Source organism: Streptomyces sp. NPDC059201 (assembly GCF_042754585.1).
In the GTDB taxonomy this organism is placed as follows: domain Bacteria; phylum Actinomycetota; class Actinomycetes; order Streptomycetales; family Streptomycetaceae; genus Streptomyces.
Window position 1 is genome coordinate 205,103 of the sequence record NZ_JBHZBB010000005.1, and the last position, 19,465, is coordinate 224,567.

Sequence of the window (19,465 nt, forward strand, 5' to 3'; positions counted from 1 at the left end):
TTTGGACAGGTCCTGGGGGCTGTATAAGCATGCTGGGCTATGTATAGACTTCCAGTGTCCCGTCGTACCCGTCCCGACCCCACGTACCCCCAGGAGCGCCCGCCATGGCCCTTGACCTCTCCGGCCGCCACTTCCTCAAGGAGCTGGACTTCACCGCCGAGGAGTTCCGCGGTCTGGTCGACCTCGCCGCCGAGCTGAAGGCGGCCAAGAAGGCGGGCAGCGAGGTGCAGCGGCTGCGCGGCCGGAACATCGCCCTGATCTTCGAGAAGACCTCCACCCGCACCCGCTGCGCCTTCGAGGTCGCCGCCGCCGACCAGGGCGCCTCCACCACCTACCTCGACCCCTCCGGCTCGCAGATGGGGCACAAGGAGTCGGTGAAGGACACCGCCCGCGTCCTCGGCCGGATGTTCGACGGCATCGAGTACCGGGGCGACAGTCAGGCCACCGTGGACGAGCTCGCCGCCTTCGCGGGCGTCCCCGTCTTCAACGGTCTGACCGACGACTGGCACCCCACCCAGATGCTCGCCGACGTGCTCACCATGACCGAGCACAGCGACAAGCCGCTGGAGGGCATCACCTTCGCGTACCTCGGCGACGCCCGCTTCAACATGGGTAACTCCTACCTCGTGACCGGCGCGCTGCTCGGCATGGACGTGCGGATCGTCGCGCCCGAGGCGTACTGGCCGTCGAACGAGGTCGTCGCCGCCGCCCGCGAACTGGCCGAGGCGAGCGGCGCCACCCTCACCCTCACCGAGTCGGTCGCCGACGGGGTCCGGGGCGCCGACTTCGTCGTCACCGACGTGTGGGTCTCGATGGGCGAGCCCAAGGAGGTGTGGGACGAGCGGATCGCCGCGCTCTCCCCGTACGCCGTCACCATGGACGTCCTGCGCGCCACCGGGAACCCGGGCGTGAAGTTCCTGCACTGCCTGCCCGCCTACCACGACCTGGGCACGGCGGTCGCGCGCGAGGTCCACAACCGGCACGGTCTGACCGAGCTGGAGGTCTCCGACGAGGTCTTCGAGTCGGAGCACTCGGTCGTCTTCGACGAGGCCGAGAACCGGCTCCACACCATCAAGGCGGTCCTCGTCGCCACGCTGGCCGACCGGGGATAGATCTCGTCTCAGGCTCAGGCTCAGGCTCAGGCTCAGTCTCGGCATAGCTTTGCGCCCGATTGGGTGAATATGCGGGGCGCGGTCTAAAGTCGGGGATCGCATCGTTCAGGGGGGTTCGGGCATACATGCCCGAACCCCCCTGACGCATGCTGCACGACCGGACATGCAAGACCAGAGATGAGAAGCGCCGCATGTTTTCGCGGATCAAGTCCCCCCAGCAGCTGATCGCCGAATCCGGCGCCGACCTTGAGGGCCACAGCCTCAAACGCACCATGGGCCTCTTCCAGCTCGTGTGTTTCGGCGTCGGGGCGATCGTCGGCACCGGCATCTTCGTCGGCCTCGCCGACAGCGTCGCCGAGGCGGGTCCCGCGGTCGTCGTCTCCTTCGTCCTCGCCGCCATCACCTGCGTCTTCACCGCCTTCTCCTTCGCGGAGCTCGGCGGCGCGATCCCGGTCTCCGGGTCGTCGTACTCCTTCGCGTACGCGAGCCTCGGCGAACGGGCCGCCTTCCTCGTCGGCTGGTGCCTGCTCCTGGAGTACGGCGTCTCCGTCTCCGCGGTCGCCGTCGGGTGGAGCCAGTACCTCGACGAACTCCTCCACAGCGTCACCGGCCTGCGGCTGCCCGAGGCGCTCGCCGCGGGCCCGGCCGAGGGCGGCGTGATCAACCTCCCCGCCGTGATCGTCATCCTGATGGCCGCGACGCTGCTGGTCCGCGGCGTCCGCGAGAGCGCCCGCGCCACCGCCGCCATGTCGATCCTGAAGATCGGCATCCTGATCGTCTTCTGCGCGATCGGCTTCTCCGCCTTCGAGGCCGGGCACCTCTCGCCGTTCGCCACGGAGGGCATGGGCGGCATCACGGCCGGCGCCTCGGTCGCCTTCTTCTCGTACATCGGCTTCGACGCGATCACCACCGCCGGCGAGGAGGTGAGGAACCCGCGCCGGAACATCCCGCTCGCGATCCTCATCTGCATCGGCATCGTCACCGTGCTCTACTGCGCGGTCGCCCTCGCCGCGATCGGCGCCCTCGGCGCCGACGAGGTCGCCGGCAAGCCCGCCGCGCTCTCCCTCATCGTCGACCAGGTCACCGGCTCCAGCGTCGGCGGCGGCGTCATCGCCTTCGGCGCGGTCGTCGCCATCGCCTCCGTCGTCCTCGCGGTGATGTACGGCCAGACCCGCATCCTGATGGCGATGTCCCGCGACGGCCTCATGCCCCGGGTCCTCGAACGGGTCTCGCCGAAGACCGCCACGCCGGTCGCCAACACCTGGATCGTCGCCGCCGTCTTCGCCGTCCCGGCCGCCTTCGCCCCGCTCGACGTCGTCGTCGGACTCACCACCATCGGCACCCTGGCGATCATGGTCGTGGTCAACCTCGCGGTCCTGGTGCTGCGCCGCCGCGAACCCGGCCTCGCGCGCTCCTTCAAGGTGCCCCTCTACCCGCTGAGCCCGCTCCTCGGCATCGGCTTCTGCCTCTACCTCATCTGGGGCACCGGCTGGCGGACCTGGCTGGTTTTCGCCTGCTTCCTCGTCGCCGGGTCCGTGCTGTACGCGGTCTACGGGCGCCGCAACTCCCGCCTCGCGCTCACGCCCGCCGCGGACCCCGCTGGGAGGGAACCCGGGGGAGCGTGAACCAGACCGCCTTGCCGTGCGCGGTCGGGCGGTGGCCGCAGTCGCTGCTGAGCGCCCGGATCAACAGCAGCCCGCGGCCGTGCTCCTGCCAGGGGTCGACCGCGGCGTCCGGGTCCGGACAGACCAGCTCGCCCGGGCCGGCCGGATCGGGGTCGTGCACCTCGATCTGACAGCCGCCCGGCGCCGCCAGCAGCTCCACGACCAGCTCGATCGCCCCCTCGCCCGAGGTGTGCTCGACCGCGTTGGCCACCAGCTCGGCGGTGAGCAGCTCCGCCGTGTCGCGGTCGGGCCGGCCGGGCGTGAAGGGCGCGGAGGACGACTCGAACAGTTCGGGTTCGGGCGCGGCGGGGGCGATCTCGCCGAGTGCGGTACGGACCAGGGCGCGGGCGATGGGGACGGCGGCGGTCGTACGGGGCAGCTGGATGCGCCAGCAGGCCCCGGGCGCGGCGGGTGCTGGACCGGTGACGTCGGGCATGGGGGCGGGCTCCCTTAGCCGGGGGTGATGGGGCGGGCGCGGGGGACGGGGGACGACCCGAGACATCCTGTTTTCAACCATATAGGGGGGCGATTCTCGGCCACAGAGCCCCCCTCCCCGTCCCGGCGGGACCCAGGTCCCCACCCGGGCGGGACCTTGGACGAGCCGCCGCGCTGCGCCGCCGAGCCTCCGCGCCGACGACCCGACAAGTCGACAGGCCGACGACCCGCCGAGTCGCCCTACAGGTCCTTCTCCACCGTCCGTACGTACTCCGCTCCCCGCTCCCACAACAATGCGTGCAGCGCGGCGAAGACCTCCGCCGAGCGCTGTCCCGGCCAGTCCGCCGGGAGGAGCTCGGGCGGCAGGACCGGGTCCGCGTACGGCAGCCGGCGCCAGGCATCGAGGGTGAGGAGGTAGTCGCGGTAGGCGTCCTCCACCGTGCCGGGGGCCGCGCGCCAGGCCGCGAGGACCGGCTCGTGGCCGGCCAGGAACTCCTCGTGCAGCCGCGCGATGGCCGGCAGGTCCCACCAGCGGGACACCGCTTCCGCCGTCGCCGTGTAGCCGAGGTGGTCGCCGCGGAAGAAGTCCACGTACGAGGAGAGGTCGAGCCGCTCCAGGGCGTTGCGGGTCTCCTCGTACAGCCGGGCCGGGGCGATCCACACGCCCGGCGCCGCCGTCCCGAAGCCCAGCCGGCCGAGGCGGGAGCGCAGCAGGTGCCGCTTGTGCCGCTCCTGCTCGGGGACGGAGAAGACGGCGAGGACCCAGCCGTCCGCCAGGGACGGCTCCGTACGGGCGTAGATCCGCCGGTCGCCGTCCTCCAGGAGCCGCCGGGCGTCGTCGGAGAGCGCGTATCCGGCCGAGCCGTCGGGGGTCCGGCGCGACAGCAGCAGGCCGCGCCGCTTGAGCCGGGAGACGGAGGAGCGCACCGAGGGGGCGTCCACGCCGACCGCCGCGAGCAGCCGGATGAGCGCGGCCACCGGCATCGGCGTCTCCTCCGACGGTCGGCCGTAGGCGCCGTAGAGCGAGACGATCAGGGAACGGGGGGTGTGCTGCTCGGCCACGTGATCATTTTAGGCCGTGCCGCGCGGGCCCGGCGGGTCCGCCCCCGGCCGGGGGGTGCGCAGCCGGTGGCGCTGGAGCTTGCCCGTGGCGGTGCGGGGGAGCACGTCGAGGAAGACGACCGCGCGGGGCGACTTGTACGGGGCGAGGCGGGCGCGGACGAAGGAGCGCAGCGCCGCCGCGGTGGCCGCGTCGCGCGGCACCCCGTCCCGTACCACCGCGTAGGCGACGACGATCTGGCCGCGCAGGGGGTCGGGGTGGCCCACGACCGCCGTCTCGACGACATCCGGATGGCCGAGGAGCACCTCCTCCACCTGGGGGCCGGCGATCGTGTACCCGGCCGAGATGATCATGTCGTCGGCGCGGGAGACGTAGCGGAAGCGGCCGTCGGGCTCGCGGACGTACCGGTCGCCGGTGAGGTTCCAGCCGTCGCGTACGTACTCCGTCTGGCGGGGGTCAGCCAGATAGCGGCAGCCGACCGGGCCGCGGACGGCGAGCAGCCCCTCCCGGCCGTCGGGCACGGGCAGGCCGTCCGGGCCGAGGACGGCGGCGCGCCAGCCCGGCACCGGGCGGCCGGTGGTGCCGGGGCGGCTGTCGGCGTCGGCGGCGGCGACGAAGATGTGGAGGAGTTCGGTGGTGCCGATGCCGTTGATGAGCCGGAGTCCGGTCCGGGCGTACCAGGCGGTCCAGACGGCGTCGGGCAGGTTCTCGCCGGCCGAGACGCAGCGGCGCAGCGAGGACAGGTCGGCGGCGGAGCCGGCGCCGAGGAGGCCCAGCATCGCCCGGTAGGCGGTGGGCGCGGTGAAGAGCACCGAGACCCGGTGCCGGCCGATCGCCGCGAGCAGTTGCTGGGGCCCGGCCCGGTCCAGGAGTACGGCGCTGGCGCCGGCGCGCAGCGGGAAGACCAGCAGCCCGCCGAGGCCGAAGGTGAAGGCGAGCTGCGGGGAGCCGGCGAAGACGTCGTCCGGGTGGGGCCGCAGGACGCGCGCGGAGAAGGTGTCGGCGGCGGCCAGGACGTCGCGGTGGAAGTGGACGCAGCCCTTGGGGCGGCCGGTGGTGCCGGAGGTGAAGGCGATCAGCGCCACGTCGTCGGCGGCCGTGGCCGCCGCCGGGTAGGGGCGGGCGGGCAGGCGCCCGGCGCGGGCGAGGAGGTCGTCGGGCCCGTCGCCGCCGTACGGGACGACCGCCAGGCCCGGGACGCGGGCGGCCACCAGCTCGTCGAGCGCGCCCGCGTCGCACAGCGCGAGGGAGCAGGCGGCGGTCTCGGCGACGAAGGCGAGCTCGGCGGCCCGCTGCTGCGCCGGTACGGCGACGGCGATCCCGCCGGCCTTCACGACGGCGAGCCAGCAGGCGGCGAGCCAGGGCGTGGTGGGCCCGCGCAGCAGCACCCGGTTGCCGGGCCGCAGCCCCAGCCCGCCGGTGAGCGCGTGGGCGATCCGGTCCACGTGCCCGCGCAGCTCCCCGTAGCTCCAGGTGCCGCCGTCCCCGTCGTGGAAGGCGGGCCGTCCGGCGCCGAACCGTTCCGCCGTGGTGTCGAGGAGTTCGGCGGCGCAGTTGAGCCGTTCGGGGTAGGCGAGCTCCGGCAGCTCGAAGACGAGCCGCGGCCACTGCGCGGCGGGCGGCAGCCGGTCGCGCGCGAAGCCGTCGACGTGGCCGGAGGGGGTCAGTTCCACGCTGCGGCTCCCTTGCGGGGGCGTATCGTGTGAGTGACGGACGTCACGGATCCGGGACAGGTCGACGGCATCGCACTGCCTGGTCCGGACGGGCGACGGCGGCGGTGACGGTGACCGGGACGCCCGAGGGCGTCGGAGAGGGCCCACATGTCCGCATTCTCACCCGATTCGACGCGGGCGACCTGGCGTGAGGCGGGGGTAGGCGAGGCGGGGGGTAAGCGTGGGGTCAGGCTCAGACGAACTGAGCCGGATCGGGAGCGGGATCGGGCGCGGGATCGGGAGGCGCGCGGCGAACTCGGCGCCGGTGCCGTGCCGGAGGGATGGGCCGCCGCTTGATCGACTGGTCGCGTCCGGGGGCCGGGCTTAGGGTCGAAAGGTGGACCGACCGGCCCACGGCTCCTGTGGTGAAGGCGCGACGCGCCATGAACGAATCATGAGCAATACACCTAAGCCGACGACTCCGGCGGTGGACCCGACTTCCACCCGCAAAGGCGACGGCAAGGGCATCGCCCTCTTCGTCATCGCCTCGTGCCAGCTGATGGTCGTCCTCGACATCACGATCGTCAACATCGCGCTTCCGGACATCCAGCGCTCGTTGGACTTCTCGACCACGAGTCTGGCCTGGGTGGTCAACGCCTACACGCTGACCTTCGGCGGTCTCCTGCTGCTGGGCGGCCGTGCCGGCGACATCCTCGGCAGGCGCAGGGTCTTCATCTTCGGCGTCCTGCTCTTCGGACTCGCCTCCCTGCTCTGCGGTCTGGCACAGAGCGAGTGGCAACTCCTCGCCGCCCGGGCCCTCCAGGGCGTCGGAGGCGCCATCTCCTCGCCGACCTCCCTGGCCCTCATCACCTCGAACTTCGACGAAGGCCCCGAGCGCAACCGCGCGTTCGGGGTCTTCGCGGGCGTCTCGGCGGGCGGCGGCGCGATCGGACTGGTTGCCGGCGGCATGCTGGTGGAGTGGCTCGACTGGCGCTGGATCTTCTTCGTCAACGTGCCCATTGCCCTGGTCATCGCGCTGCTGACGCCTCGTCATGTCAAGGAGTCCGAGCGCCATCCCGGGCACTTCGACCTCTCCGGCGCGCTGACGGCCACCCTCGGCATGGTCGCCCTCGTGTACGGCTTCATCCGCGCCGCCCAGGAGGGCTGGCGCGATGTGCTCACGATCGGCTCGTTCGTCGCGGCGGTGGTGCTGCTCACGGCGTTCATCCTGATCGAGCGCCGCTCGCAACAGCCCATCACACCCCTGCACATGTTCGCCGACCGCAACCGCTCGGGCACCTACGCGATCATGCTCTGCCTCGCGGCGGCGATCTTCGGGATGTTCTTCTTCCTGACCCTGTTCGTCCAACAGGTGCTGGACTTCAGTCCGTTGCGCACGGGCCTCGCCTTCCTGCCGGTCAGCGCGATCATCGCGGTGGGTGCCGGCCTGACCTCCAGCCTGCTGCCCCGCTACGGGCCGAAACCCTTCATGGTGACGGGTTCACTGCTCGCGGCGGCGGGACTCTCCTGGCTGACCCTCACCGATGTGCACTCGACCTACGGCGGCAGCATCCTCGGACCGATCCTGGTCTTCGGCCTCGGCATGGGCCTGATGTTCGTCTCGCTGACCATCATGGCGCTGTCCAACGTCGAGCAGCGCGAGGCCGGCGCCGCCTCCGGCCTCCTCAACGCGACCCAGCAGGTCGGAGGTTCGCTCGGACTGTCGATCCTGGTCACCGTCTTCGGCACGTACAGCCGCAACGAGGCCGACAAACAGGTCCCCGCCTTCCTCTCCCAGGCGGGCCCCCTGGAGAAGGCCGAGTTCGCCCGCACCGGCGAACTCCCACCGCCCTACGCCGACCAGATCCTCACCTCCGGCGTCTCGGCAGGCTTCGTCACAGCCGCGATCTTCGCCGTACTCGCCGCCCTGATAGCCCTCTTCGTCATCGAAACCCGAGCCTCCGACCTCGAACGGTTGAAGGGCGGGGGAGTGATGCCGGGCGGGTGACGAGTCCCCCTGCGCGCGCGAAGGCCCCGCCGGGACGGCGGGGCCTTCTGCGTGAACCATCGGTGGAGGTGGGCTCAGATGTCCCGGAAGATCTCGATCTGGGCGCCCACCGAGTTGAGGCGTTCCGCCAGGTCTTCGTAGCCGCGGTTGATGACGTAGACGTTGCGGAGGACGGAGGTGCCTTCGGCGGCCATCATGGCCAGGAGGACTACTACCGCGGGGCGGAGGGCCGGGGGGCACATCATTTCGGCGGCTCGCCAGCGGGTGGGGCCTTCCACCAGGACGCGGTGGGGGTCGAGGAGCTGGAGGCGGCCGCCCAGGCGGTTGAGGTCCGTCAGGTAGATGGCGCGGTTGTCGTAGACCCAGTCGTGGATGAGGGTCTGGCCCTGGGCGGTGGCCGCGATGGCCGCGAAGAAGGGGACGTTGTCGATGTTGAGGCCCGGGAAGGGCATCGGGTGGATCTTGTCGATCGGCGCCTCCAGCTTGGAGGGGCGGACCGTCAGGTCGACGAGGCGGGTGCGGCCGTTGTCGGCGGCGTACTCGGCGGAGCGGTCGTGGTCGAGGCCCATCTCCTCCAGGACCGCCAGCTCGATCTCCAGGAACTCGATCGGGACGCGGCGGATCGTGAGCTCGGACTCGGTGACGACGGCCGCGGCGAGGAGGCTCATCGCCTCGACCGGGTCCTCGGAGGGGGAGTAGTCGACGTCGACGTCGATCTCCGGGACGCCGTGCACGGTCAGCGTGGTGGTGCCGACGCCGTCGACCCGTACGCCGAGCGCCTCCAGGAAGAAGCACAGGTCCTGGACCATGTAGTTGGAGGAGGCGTTGCGGATGACCGTCACGCCGTCGTGGCGGGCGGCCGCGAGCAGCGCGTTCTCGGTCACCGTGTCGCCGCGCTCGGTCAGGACGATCGGGCGGTCCGGGGCCACGGCCTTCTCCACCTGTGCGTGGTAGAGGCCCTCGGTGGCGGTGATGTCCAGGCCGAAGCGGCGCAGCGCGATCATGTGCGGCTCGATCGTGCGCGTACCGAGGTCGCAGCCGCCGGCGTACGGCAGCTTGAAGCGGTCCAGGCGGTGCAGCAGCGGGCCGAGGAACATGATGATGGAGCGGGTGCGGATGGCGGCCTCGGCGTCGATGGACTCCATGTCCAGCTCGGCCGGCGGCACGATCTCCAGGTCCACGCCGTCGTTGATCCAGCGGGTGCGGACGCCGATGGAGTTCAGCACCTCCAGGAGGCGGAAGACCTCCTCGATCCTCGCGACCCGGCGCAGCACCGTGCGGCCCTTGTTGAGGAGGGTGGCGCAGAGCAGCGCGACGCAGGCGTTCTTGCTGGTCTTGACGTCGATCGAGCCGGAGAGCCGGCGGCGGCCGACGACGCGGAGGTGCATCGGGCCGGCGTAGCCCAGGGACACGATCTCGCTGTCGAGGGCCTCGCCGATGCGGGCGATCATCTCAAGGCTGATGTTCTGGTTGCCGCGCTCGATCCGGTTGACCGCGCTCTGGCTGGTGGCCAGGGCCTCGGCGAGCTGCGTCTGGGTCCAGCCCCGGTGCTGCCGTGCGTCACGGATGAGCTTGCCGATGCGTACGAGGTAGTCGTCTGCCATGCCGTCACGTTATCTCAGATATGAGATGCGACGATCATTGGGGTGAGGCATCCGAGTGACGTGTCGTTACGGATGAGGTTATATGACCGGTTTGGGCTACGTGAGGAGGTCGAGCGCCGTGGGGTGTCGCGGCTCGTACAGCGGCAGCTCCGTACCGCTCGGCAGCCGTACCGCCGCGAGCAGTCCCCACCCCTGGTCGGTGATGGCCCGTGAGATCTCCGCGCCCTTGTCCTCCAGGGCGGTGAGGGTACGCGTGAGGTCCTCGCACATCAGATAGACCTCGTGCTTCGGCTCGCCCTCCGTCGGATGGACCGCGACCTCGGCGGGCGGCAGCCGGAAGACCAGCCACCCCTGCCCCGCGTCCACGTACGGGAAGCCGACGATGTCCCGGAGGAAGGCCCGGTCGGCCTCCGCGTCCCGGGTATAGAGGATGACGTGCGCGCCGCTGAACATGCCTCGATCGTCAGCCCGCCCCCACCGCCCGGCAACGCGTGCGCGGCCGGACGGGTGGGGAGTGGGGCGGTCGGGGTTCGGTGCGGGCCGCGGTCGCCCGCGCCGCCCACCCCCCGATCGCGCGGTGATCGCCATCGTCCCCGGCAACGCCACGTGAGATCGGAGGGTGGCCGGGCATGACCGACGGCCGGGGATGCACTAGAGTTATCTCGACATCGAGATAACTGCTGACGGCGCACTGCGGCCGCCTCCCCGGTAAGGGTTACCTAACTTAGCCTTGCCTTAGCGGATCGGCGAGAAGCCGTGGCGGCAGCATGACGGTAGTACGCGCACATTGATGAAGGAGACTGTCGTGTCGGCGAACAGCTTCGACGCCCGCAGCACGCTGCGCGTGGGCGACGAGTCGTACGAGATCTTCAAGCTGGACAAGGTCGAGGGCTCCGCGCGCCTCCCTTACAGCCTGAAGGTCCTCCTGGAGAACCTGCTCCGCACCGAGGACGGCGCGAACATCACCGCCGACCACATCCGGGCGCTCGGCGACTGGGACTCCCAGGCCCAGCCGAGCCAGGAGATCCAGTTCACGCCGGCGCGCGTGATCATGCAGGACTTCACCGGTGTCCCCTGCGTCGTCGACCTCGCCACCATGCGCGAGGCCGTCGCCGCGCTCGGCGGCGACCCGGCGAAGATCAACCCGCTCTCCCCGGCCGAGATGGTCATCGACCACTCCGTCATCGCCGACAAGTTCGGCACCAACGACGCCTTCGCGCAGAACGTCGAGCTGGAGTACGGCCGCAACAAGGAGCGCTACCAGTTCCTGCGCTGGGGCCAGACCGCCTTCGACGACTTCAAGGTCGTCCCCCCGGGCACCGGCATCGTCCACCAGGTGAACATCGAGCACCTGGCCCGCACCGTCATGGTCCGCAACGGCCAGGCGTACCCCGACACCCTCGTCGGCACCGACTCCCACACCACCATGGTCAACGGCCTCGGTGTGCTCGGCTGGGGCGTCGGCGGCATCGAGGCCGAGGCCGCCATGCTCGGCCAGCCGGTCTCCATGCTGATCCCGCGCGTCGTCGGCTTCAAGCTCACCGGCGAGCTGCCCACCGGCACCACCGCCACCGACCTGGTGCTCACCATCACCGAGATGCTGCGCAAGCACGGCGTCGTCGGCAAGTTCGTCGAGTTCTACGGTGAGGGCGTCGCCGCCACCTCGCTCGCGAACCGCGCCACCATCGGCAACATGTCGCCGGAGTTCGGTTCCACCGCCGCGGTCTTCCCGATCGACGGCGAGACCCTGAACTACCTCAAGCTCACCGGCCGCTCCGCGCAGCAGGTCGCGCTCGTCGAGGCGTACGCCAAGGAGCAGGGCCTCTGGCTGGACCCGAAGGCCGAGCCCGACTTCTCCGAGAAGCTGGAGCTCGACCTCTCCACGGTCGTCCCGTCGATCGCCGGCCCGAAGCGCCCGCAGGACCGCATCATCCTCGCGAACGCCGCCGTGCAGTTCGCCCAGGACGTGCGCAACTACGTCTCCACCGCCGACGAGGCGGGCCAGGAGTCCTTCCCGGCCTCCGACTCCCCGGCCGTCTCCAACGGCGTCCCGTCGAACCCGGTCGAGGTCACCGCCCCCGACGGCTCGACCTACACCCTCGACCACGGTGCGGTGACGGTCGCGGCCATCACCTCCTGCACCAACACGTCGAACCCGTACGTCATGGTCGCCGCCGCGCTCGTCGCGAAGAAGGCCGTGGAGAAGGGCCTGACCCGCAAGCCGTGGGTCAAGACCACCCTCGCCCCGGGCTCGAAGGTCGTCACCGACTACTTCGACAAGGCGGGTCTCACCCCGTACCTCGACAAGGTCGGCTTCAACCTCGTCGGCTACGGCTGCACCACCTGCATCGGCAACTCCGGCCCGCTGCCGGAGGAGGTCTCCAAGGCGGTCAACGACCACGACCTGGCCGTGACCTCGGTGCTCTCGGGCAACCGTAACTTCGAGGGCCGCATCAACCCCGACGTCAAGATGAACTACCTGGCCTCCCCGCCGCTGGTCGTCGCGTACGCCATCGCGGGCTCCATGAAGGTGGACATCACCAAGGACGCGCTGGGTGTCGACACCGAGGGCAACCCGGTCTTCCTCAAGGACATCTGGCCCTCCGAGGCCGAGGTGAACGACGTCGTCGCCAACGCGATCGGCGAGGACATGTTCGCCAAGTCCTACCAGGACGTCTTCGCCGGCGACGCCCAGTGGCAGGCGCTGTCGATCCCGACCGGCAACACCTTCGAGTGGGACGCCGAGTCGACCTACGTCCGCAAGCCCCCGTACTTCGAGGGCATGACGATGGAGACCACCCCGGTCACCGACATCACGGGCGCCCGCGTGCTCGCGAAGCTCGGCGACTCGGTCACCACCGACCACATCTCCCCGGCCGGCGCGATCAAGGCCGACACCCCGGCGGGCAAGTACCTCACCGAGCACGGTGTGGAGCGTCGTGACTTCAACTCCTACGGCTCGCGCCGAGGCAACCACGAGGTCATGATCCGCGGCACCTTCGCCAACATCCGCCTGCGCAACCAGATCGCGCCGGGCACCGAGGGCGGCTTCACCCGCGACTTCACCCAGGCGGACGGTCCGGTGTCGTTCATCTACGACGCCTCGCAGAACTACCAGGCCGCCGGTACGCCGCTGGTCATCCTGGGCGGCAAGGAGTACGGCTCCGGCTCGTCCCGCGACTGGGCGGCCAAGGGCACGGCGCTCCTGGGCGTCAAGGCCGTCATCACCGAGTCGTACGAGCGCATCCACCGCTCGAACCTCATCGGCATGGGCGTCCTCCCGCTCCAGTTCCCGGCCGGCCAGTCGGCCGACTCGCTGGGCCTGACCGGCGAGGAGACCTTCTCCATCGCCGGCATCACCGAGCTGAACGAGGGCACCACCCCGAGCACGGTGAAGGTCACCACCGACACGGGCGTCGAGTTCGACGCGGTCGTCCGCATCGACACCCCCGGCGAGGCGGACTACTACCGCAACGGCGGCATCATGCAGTACGTGCTCCGCAACCTGATCCGCGGCTGACGCCCCTGATCCGGTAGCAAGCGGGAAGGGCCCCGCTCCTCTTCACGAGGAGCGGGGCCCTTCCGTCTGTGCGGGGGTGGATCAGAACATCGCGCGGAAGCCGTTCCAGCCCGACGTGCCGATCTTCATGGGGGCGGTGTACGGCGAGGACGCGCTGCCCTTGCCCTTGTACAGGAACAGCGCGCCGGCGCCGTTGCGGGCGACGAGGTCCGCGCGGCCGTCACCGGTCAGGTCACCGGGGGAGAACAGGTAGTTGTACGTGTTCCAGCCGCCGCCGACGCGGACGCGGGGGGCGAAGGGCGCGCGGTAGTTGCCCGTGCCCTTGTGCAGCCACAGGACCCCGCTGCCGTCACGGCCCACGACGTCGGCGCGGCCGTCGCCGGTCACGTCGCCCTTGCCCGCGATCTGGTTGTAGGCGTTCCAGCCGGGGCCGACGCGGTAGCGCTGGGTCAGGCCGGCGTTGCCGGTGCCCAGGTAGTGCCAGAGCACACCGGCGCCGTCACGGGCCAGGACGTCGTCCGGGGCGCCGCCGCCGGTGTTGCCGGCCGAGACGACCTTGTTGTACATGTTCCAGCCGCCGCCGAGGTCACGGACCGGGCCGCCGCCGGCGAAGTGGAGCCGGCCCGCGCTGTTGACCGCGTACCAGCCGTCGGCGTGGTACCAGCCCTCGCTCGAGATCCGGGCGTCGGTGTCCGCCTGGGTGAAGTTCTTGTAGCCCACCCAGCCCCAGCCCTGGCGGCCGGCCATCTTCTGGATGGTGCCGCCGCCGACGGGGGTGTAGCCGATGACGTCGCCGTTGGTGTGCCAGCCGTAGAGGTTGTTGAGCGCGGCCCCGGAGGCGGCGGCGGTCGCGGAGGCCGCGGAGGCGGACGCGCGGTCCGACTGCGCTGCCGCCGGAGGGGTGGACGCCGAGCCGCCCGGCTCCGCCGCCACCGCGGCCGTCGTGGTGCCCACCAGGGCGGCGGTCAGCGCGGCGACGGTGACACGGGCGAGTACGCCCGTGCGGTTCAGGCCAGAAGTCTTGGCCACGTGATCTCCAGATCAGATTCGATGACAGGAAGGGACGGAACACCACCGAACTCGGCCCGGTTCGGCGGGTTTTCCCCCGTTTCCGCCCGCCCGGCAGTGACTCCGTACATGACAGGAAGACGGTCCCTACGCCCGCGCGGTTCCGGCCATGCGCCAACTTCCTTGAGGGGCCGCCCGTTTCGCCGGTTTGCGAATGGACCATTCATCTAGTGAAGGCATGGCGGAGGGATGTGTTCCGAGAGTGCCGGGCAGGCTTCCGGCGGAGGTGCCGGGGAAATCCCCGAGGTCTCAACTCGGGAAAGATGCCTGAGGAATGCTGCTTTCGATCTTGCTCCCGCCGAGGGAAGTGGACTATACCTGTCGGCGTCCAGCCCGTCGGATCCTTCCGGCGTCGGCCCGACGCCTGCACGACCCAGCTGCACCTGCTGCAAATGACCGCGGTGGCGGGGCCCTTCGCCGGTGGCGAGACGAAGTACGGGCGACCGGTACACCGCCTGAGTCCTGAATGAAGGCGAGGACTTGAGCATGGGATCCACCTCCGCCCACTCGAACGAGGGCGGCCTCGGCCGTCGTGATCTGATCAAGCGTTCCGCCGCTGTCGGTCTGATCTCCGTCCCGGCCATGGGCTTTCTCTCCGCCTGCGCCAGCGGTGGCGGCAAGACCAACGACAAGGTCGAGAAGGGCGTCAAGTCCGACAAGAACCCCCTCGGGGTCAATGAGTCGGCCGAGCTCGATTTCTACCTCTTCGACGGCGGTTTCGGGCAGCAGTACGCCAAGGACGCGATCAAGCTCTACGAGCAGGCCCACCCGAAGGCCAAGGTCAAGTTCACCCCGACGCAGAAGATCACCACCGAGCTCCAGCCGCGGTTCAACGGCGGCAACCCGCCGGACCTCATCGACAACTCCGGTGCCGAGCAGATGGACATGGGCGTCCTCGTCGGCCAGAAGCAGCTGACCGACCTGACCCCCCTCCTGGACGCGCCCTCCGTCGACGACCCGAGCAAGAAGGTCCGCGACACCCTGCGCCCCGGCATCATCGAGATGGGCCAGTTCGACGGCGAGCCCTGCTGGATGCTCAACTACGCCTACACCGTCTACGGCGTGTGGTACTCGCAGAAGGCGCTCGACTCGCTCGACGCCGAGTACCCCGAGACCTGGGACCAGATGCTGGCCGTCTGCGAGAAGGCCAAGAAGAAGAACATCGCGCCCTGGACGTACGCGGGCAAGCACCCGTACTACCTCCCCTTCTCGCTCTACCCGATGATCGGCAAGGTCGGCGGCCGCGAGGTCCTCGACGCCATCGACAACCTGGAGCCGAAGGCCTGGGAGCACCCCGCGGTCAAGGCGTGTTTCGAGGCGTACTACGAGCTCTTCAAGAAGGGCTACATCCTCCAGGGCACCCCCGGCCTCGACCACATCCAGTCGCAGACCGCCTGGACCGAGGGCAAGGCCCTCTTCCTCCCCAACGGCTCCTGGGTCGAGAACGAGGCCGCGAAGACCATGCCGGCCGACTTCGGCCTCGCCGTCTCCGCCCCGACCGGCCTCGACTCCTCCGACAAGATGCCGTTCGGCACCATCTGGGCGGCCGGCGGCGAGCCCTTCATCGTCCCGGCGAAGGCGAAGAACCCCGAGGGCGCCATGGAGCAGCTGCGCATCATGCTCAGCGAGGCGTCCTCCAAGAGCTTCACCCAGTCCGTGAAGTCGCTCAGCGCGCTCAACGGCGGCACCGACGGCATCGAGCTCTCCCCGGGCCTCAAGTCCGGCGTCGCGGCCCTGGAGAAGGCCGGCACCAACGTGGTCAACCCCCGCCTCCAGGACTGGTACGTGGCGCTCCAGAAGGAGAAGATCGGCGTCGCCTGCATCGGCGAGATGATGGCCGGCCGCGCCACCCCGGCCGAGACGATCAAGAAGATCCAGAAGTTCGCCGACGAGGCGGCCGCGGACCCGAACATCAAGCACTACAAGCACCAGTGAGCAGTGCCGGGGCCCCTTCCCGCCGACCGGGAGCGGGCCCCGGCCCCTCGGCGCGCGGCGCCGCGGCGCGCGTCCTTCGCCGGAGATCGGGGTCGGTTCGGAATGCAGCACGGCAAGTACCGTTTCATCGTGGGGTTCCTGGCCGCACCCCTGGCGCTGTACGCGCTCTTCGTCATCTGGCCGTTCATCCAGTCCATCTACTACTCGCTCACGGACTGGACGGGACTGAGTCCCGAATTCGGGTTCGTCGGGCTCGCCAACTACACCAGGCTGTTCGAGGACGAGATCTTCTGGAAGTCGCTCCAGCACAGCCTGACCTTCGCCGTCGTGCTTCCGCTGGTGACGGTCGGATTCGCCCTCTTCCTGGCGTTCATGCTGAATGTGGGCGGTAAACGGCGGAAGGGAGCGGCGATCGCGGGCGTCCGCGGCTCCTCGTTCTACAAGATCGTTTATTTCTTCCCGCAGGTGCTGTCGATCGTGATCGTGGCGCTGCTCTTCCAGTTCGCGTACAACCCGAACAGCGGGGCGATCAATTCGTTCCTCAAGGTGATCGGACTGGGCAGCATCCAGCCGGACTGGCTCGGTGATCCGAAGCTCGCCCTCATCTGCGTGATGGTGGTTCTCGTCTGGTCCACGGTCGGGTTCTTCGTGGTGCTGTTCTCGGCGGGCATGGCGTCCATTCCGCGCGATTTCTACGAGGCCGCGCTGCTCGACGGCGCCAACCGTTTCACCACGTTCTTCAAGATCACCCTGCCGCTGCTCTGGGACACCGTGCAGTCCGGGTGGATCTACATGGGCATCCTCGCGCTCGGCGCGGAGTCCTTCGCGGTGGTGCAGATCATGACCGTCGGCCCCAGCGGCGGCGGGCCGGACTACTCGACCATCGTCATGCCGCTGTACGTGTACCAGAAGGCGTTCCGGGACGGTCAGGCCGCCTACGCCACGACCATCGGTGTCGCGCTCCTCCTCGTCACGCTCGCGTTCGCCGCGGTCGTGATGAAGCTGGGCCGGCGCGAGCGGCTGGAGTTCTGATGAAGACCACCGACACCCCGCCGACCGGCGGCGCGCAGATCCCCGCCCCCCGTGCCGGCCAGGCCCTGGAGGTCCGGAAGGCCGCGGCCCCCGTGAAGGAGAAGCGCGGCGAGGGCGGCGTCCTCAACGTCTTCTCGCACGGCGTCCTGATCGTCTGGGCGATCATGGTGGTGATGCCGCTGCTCTGGGCGGTGATGACCTCCTTCAAGACCGACCGGGCGATCTTCACCTCCCCGTGGTCGCTGCCGGACGCGCTCCACTTCGAGAACTGGTCGCGCGCCTGGACCCAGGCGCACATGAGCGAGTACTTCCTGAACACGATCGTGGTGGTCGGCGGCTCGCTCGTCGGCACCCTGCTGTTCGGCTCGATGGCGGCGTACGTGCTGGCCCGCTTCGAGTTCCCCGGGAACCGCTTCCTCTACTTCCTCTTCATCGGAGGGATGAGCTTCCCGATCATCCTGGCGCTGGTGCCGCTCTTCTACGTCATGCAGAACATGGCCCTGCTGAACACCCTGCACGGCCTGATCCTGGTCTACATCGCGTACTCGCTGCCCTTCACCGTCTTCTTCCTGACCGCCTTCTTCCGGACGCTGCCGACCTCGGTGGCGGAGGCGGCGTTCATCGACGGGGCCTCGCACACCCGTACGTTCTTCCAGGTGATGCTGCCGATGGCCCGGCCCGGCCTGATCAGCGTCGGCATCTTCAACTTCCTGGGGCAGTGGAACCAGTACCTGCTGCCGACCGTGCTCAACAGCGATCCCGACGACAAGGTCCTCTCGCAGGGCCTGGTGCAGCTCGCGGTCAGCCAGGGCTACAAGGGCGACTGGTCCGGGCTCTTCGCCGGACTGGTGATGGCGATGCTGCCGGTGCTCGCCGCGTACATCCTCTTCCAGCGGCAGGTGGTGGCCGGTCTCACCGCCGGCGCCGTGAAGTAGCGCGCCCCCGCTTCCGTACCGCTCCGAAGGCCCCCGCACGCTCCCGCGTGCGGGGGCCTTCGCGTGTTCCGGGTCTTGACGGGAGTGAAGGCGAAAGCGTCCCCTTAGAGTTCACATGTTGGAGAAAACGGTGGGAGTGAGAGAGTCGATGGAGACTCCGGGGTCGCAGACGTCTCTGCACAGGGCCAATCTCGAGCGGGTCGTCCGGGCGGTCCGGATGGCCGGTTCGCTGACCCAGGCGGAGATCGCGCGGGCGACGGGACTGTCCGCCGCGACGGTCTCCAACATCGTGCGGGAGCTCAAGGACGGCGGCACGGTCGAGGTGACCCCCACCTCGGCGGGCGGCCGGCGGGCCCGCAGCGTCTCGCTCTCCGGCGACGCCGGCATCGTCATCGGCGTCGACTTCGGCCACACCCACCTGCGGGTCGCGGTCGGCAACCTCGCCCACCAGGTGCTCGCGGAGGAGGCCGAGCCGCTCGACGTGGACGCCTCCGCCGCGGAGGGCTTCGACCGGGCGGAACAGCTGGTCAACCGCCTGATCGAGGCCACCGGCATCGGCCGGGACAAGGTGATCGGCGTCGGCCTCGGCGTCCCCGGCCCCATCGACGTCTCCTCCGGGACGCTCGGCTCGACCTCGATCCTGCCGGGCTGGAGCGGGATCAACCCCGCCGAGGAGCTGTCCGGCCGGCTCGGCGTCCCCGTCCACGTCGACAACGACGCCAATCTCGGCGCCCTCGGCGAGCTGGTGTGGGGGAGCGGCCGGGGCGTCAAGGACCTGGCGTACATCAAGGTGGCGAGCGGTGTCGGCGCCGGTCTGGTGATCGACGGGCGGGTCTACCGGGGTCCGGGCGGCACGGCCGGCGAGATCGGCCACATCACGCTCGACGAGTCGGGCCCGGTCTGCCGCTGCGGCAACCGCGGCTGCCTGGAGACCTTCACCGCCGCCCGGTACGTGCTGCCGCTGCTCCAGCCGAGCCATGGGCCCGACCTCACGATGGAGCGGGTGGTGCAGCTGGCCCGCGAGGGCGACCCGGGCTGCCGGCGGGTCATCGCGGACGTGGGCCGCCACATCGGCAGCGGTATCGCCAACCTTTGCAATCTCTTGAACCCGAGCCGGGTCGTGCTCGGCGGCGATCTCGCGGAGGCGGGGGAGCTGGTGCTCGCCCCGATCCGGGATTCGGTCGGCCGGTACGCCATCCCGAGCGCCGCTCGCCAGCTCTCCCTTGTGCAGGGGGCGCTTGGGGGCCGGGCCGAGGTGCTGGGCGCGCTGGCCCTGGTGCTGAGCGAGATGGGCGATTCGACCCTGTTGGAGAGTTCGCTGCCGACGGCCGCTCCGGCCTCCGTGCCCGCCTTCACTTAGAAAACAATAACCACCGTTGTCATCTCGTTAAGTTTTCACTTCTTGACGACGGTGTTGCGGCCGAGTTGACTTCGTGGCAC

14 protein-coding genes are annotated in these 19,465 nt (G+C 70.0%); 8 read left to right on the forward strand and 6 right to left on the reverse strand.

From position 1 onward, the window contains the following. The first annotated feature begins 104 nt into the window (after nt 1-104). Entirely contained in the window at nt 105-1,112 is a 1,008-nt protein-coding gene (gene argF / locus ACFXMG_RS19010) for an ornithine carbamoyltransferase (RefSeq protein WP_383819298.1), read from the forward strand. A gap of 191 nt (nt 1,113-1,303) precedes the next feature. After that, on the forward strand, nt 1,304-2,737 hold the full coding sequence (locus tag ACFXMG_RS19015) for an amino acid permease (RefSeq protein WP_383819300.1): 1,434 nt from the start codon (nt 1,304-1,306) through the stop codon (nt 2,735-2,737). Here ACFXMG_RS19015 and ACFXMG_RS19020 read toward each other — a convergent pair. From ACFXMG_RS19020 to ACFXMG_RS19030, 3 genes are all read right to left on the reverse strand, one after another. After that, the gene (locus tag ACFXMG_RS19020) at nt 2,691-3,212 is read right to left on the reverse strand and encodes an ATP-binding protein (protein WP_383819302.1); all 522 of its coding nucleotides are present in this window, start codon (nt 3,210-3,212) and stop codon (nt 2,691-2,693) included. The two genes, ACFXMG_RS19015 and ACFXMG_RS19020, sit on opposite strands and share 47 nt — an antisense overlap. A 239-nt stretch (nt 3,213-3,451) precedes the next feature. After that, entirely contained in the window at nt 3,452-4,273 is an 822-nt protein-coding gene (locus ACFXMG_RS19025) for a PaaX family transcriptional regulator C-terminal domain-containing protein (protein ID WP_383819304.1), read from the reverse strand. Nucleotides 4,274-4,282: 9 nt separating this feature from the next. Then, nucleotides 4,283-5,944, reverse strand: coding sequence for an AMP-binding protein (locus ACFXMG_RS19030; protein ID WP_383819305.1), 1,662 nt, complete (start codon nt 5,942-5,944; stop codon nt 4,283-4,285). Nucleotides 5,945-6,377: 433 nt separating this feature from the next. On the opposite strand from ACFXMG_RS19030, the gene ACFXMG_RS19035 reads away from it, so the two are divergent. After that, the gene (locus ACFXMG_RS19035; RefSeq protein WP_383819307.1) at nt 6,378-7,931 is read left to right on the forward strand and encodes an MFS transporter; all 1,554 of its coding nucleotides are present in this window, start codon (nt 6,378-6,380) and stop codon (nt 7,929-7,931) included. Nucleotides 7,932-8,005: 74 nt separating this feature from the next. Here the strand turns inward: ACFXMG_RS19035 and ACFXMG_RS19040 are convergent, their stop codons facing one another. Together ACFXMG_RS19040 and ACFXMG_RS19045 are read right to left on the reverse strand one after the other, a co-directional pair. Further along, nucleotides 8,006-9,535, reverse strand: a complete 1,530-nt coding sequence (locus ACFXMG_RS19040) for a helix-turn-helix domain-containing protein (protein ID WP_383819309.1) — start codon at nt 9,533-9,535, stop codon at nt 8,006-8,008. 96 nt (nt 9,536-9,631) lie between these two features. Then, entirely contained in the window at nt 9,632-9,988 is a 357-nt protein-coding gene (locus ACFXMG_RS19045) for a VOC family protein (protein WP_383819311.1), read from the reverse strand. 352 nt (nt 9,989-10,340) lie between these two features. On the opposite strand from ACFXMG_RS19045, the gene acnA reads away from it, so the two are divergent. Next, nucleotides 10,341-13,055 carry an aconitate hydratase AcnA gene (gene acnA, locus ACFXMG_RS19050; protein ID WP_383819313.1) on the forward strand — a complete coding sequence of 905 codons (2,715 nt, stop codon included), beginning with the start codon at nt 10,341-10,343 and terminating at the stop codon, nt 13,053-13,055. 81 nt (nt 13,056-13,136) lie between these two features. Here acnA and ACFXMG_RS19055 read toward each other — a convergent pair whose 3' ends face one another. Beyond that, complete coding sequence (locus tag ACFXMG_RS19055; RefSeq protein WP_383819315.1) at nt 13,137-14,084, reverse strand: FG-GAP repeat domain-containing protein; 948 nt, start codon at nt 14,082-14,084, stop codon at nt 13,137-13,139. 525 nt (nt 14,085-14,609) lie between these two features. Here ACFXMG_RS19055 and ngcE point away from each other — a divergent pair. The 4 genes from ngcE to ACFXMG_RS19075 all read left to right on the forward strand — a co-directional run bounded on the left by ngcE (nt 14,610) and on the right by ACFXMG_RS19075 (nt 19,385). Continuing rightward, nucleotides 14,610-16,058: an N-acetylglucosamine/diacetylchitobiose ABC transporter substrate-binding protein gene (ngcE, locus tag ACFXMG_RS19060; RefSeq protein ID WP_383819317.1), complete on the forward strand. Its 1,449-nt coding sequence runs from the start codon at nt 14,610-14,612 to the stop codon at nt 16,056-16,058. Between the two features lie 102 nt (nt 16,059-16,160). Next, nucleotides 16,161-17,090, forward strand: a complete 930-nt coding sequence (locus tag ACFXMG_RS19065) for a carbohydrate ABC transporter permease (RefSeq protein ID WP_383819318.1) — start codon at nt 16,161-16,163, stop codon at nt 17,088-17,090. Further along, nucleotides 17,090-18,025, forward strand: coding sequence for a carbohydrate ABC transporter permease (locus tag ACFXMG_RS19070; RefSeq protein ID WP_383819319.1), 936 nt, complete (start codon nt 17,090-17,092; stop codon nt 18,023-18,025). Before ACFXMG_RS19065 ends, ACFXMG_RS19070 begins: the two co-directional genes overlap by 1 nt. 148 nt (nt 18,026-18,173) lie before the next feature. Beyond that, nucleotides 18,174-19,385 (forward strand): ROK family protein, encoded by a 1,212-nt coding sequence (locus tag ACFXMG_RS19075; protein ID WP_384338862.1) that lies wholly within the window; start codon nt 18,174-18,176, stop codon nt 19,383-19,385. Nucleotides 19,386-19,465 lie beyond the last annotated feature (80 nt).

Bases quoted from the DNA above. Each gene is read 5' to 3' on its own strand.
- argF (WP_383819298.1), top strand. From the start codon at position 105: ATGGCCCTTGACCTCTCCGGCCGCCACTTCCTCAAGGAGCTGGACTTC.
- ACFXMG_RS19015 (WP_383819300.1), top strand. From the start codon at position 1,304: ATGTTTTCGCGGATCAAGTCCCCCCAGCAGCTGATCGCCGAATCCGGC.
- ACFXMG_RS19020 (WP_383819302.1), bottom strand. From the start codon at position 3,212: ATGCCCGACGTCACCGGTCCAGCACCCGCCGCGCCCGGGGCCTGCTGG.
- ACFXMG_RS19035 (WP_383819307.1), top strand. From the start codon at position 6,378: ATGAGCAATACACCTAAGCCGACGACTCCGGCGGTGGACCCGACTTCC.
- ACFXMG_RS19040 (WP_383819309.1), bottom strand. From the start codon at position 9,535: ATGGCAGACGACTACCTCGTACGCATCGGCAAGCTCATCCGTGACGCA.
- ACFXMG_RS19045 (WP_383819311.1), bottom strand. From the start codon at position 9,988: ATGTTCAGCGGCGCGCACGTCATCCTCTATACCCGGGACGCGGAGGCC.
- ngcE (WP_383819317.1), top strand. From the start codon at position 14,610: ATGGGATCCACCTCCGCCCACTCGAACGAGGGCGGCCTCGGCCGTCGT.
- ACFXMG_RS19065 (WP_383819318.1), top strand. From the start codon at position 16,161: ATGCAGCACGGCAAGTACCGTTTCATCGTGGGGTTCCTGGCCGCACCC.
- ACFXMG_RS19070 (WP_383819319.1), top strand. From the start codon at position 17,090: ATGAAGACCACCGACACCCCGCCGACCGGCGGCGCGCAGATCCCCGCC.
- ACFXMG_RS19075 (WP_384338862.1), top strand. From the start codon at position 18,174: ATGGAGACTCCGGGGTCGCAGACGTCTCTGCACAGGGCCAATCTCGAG.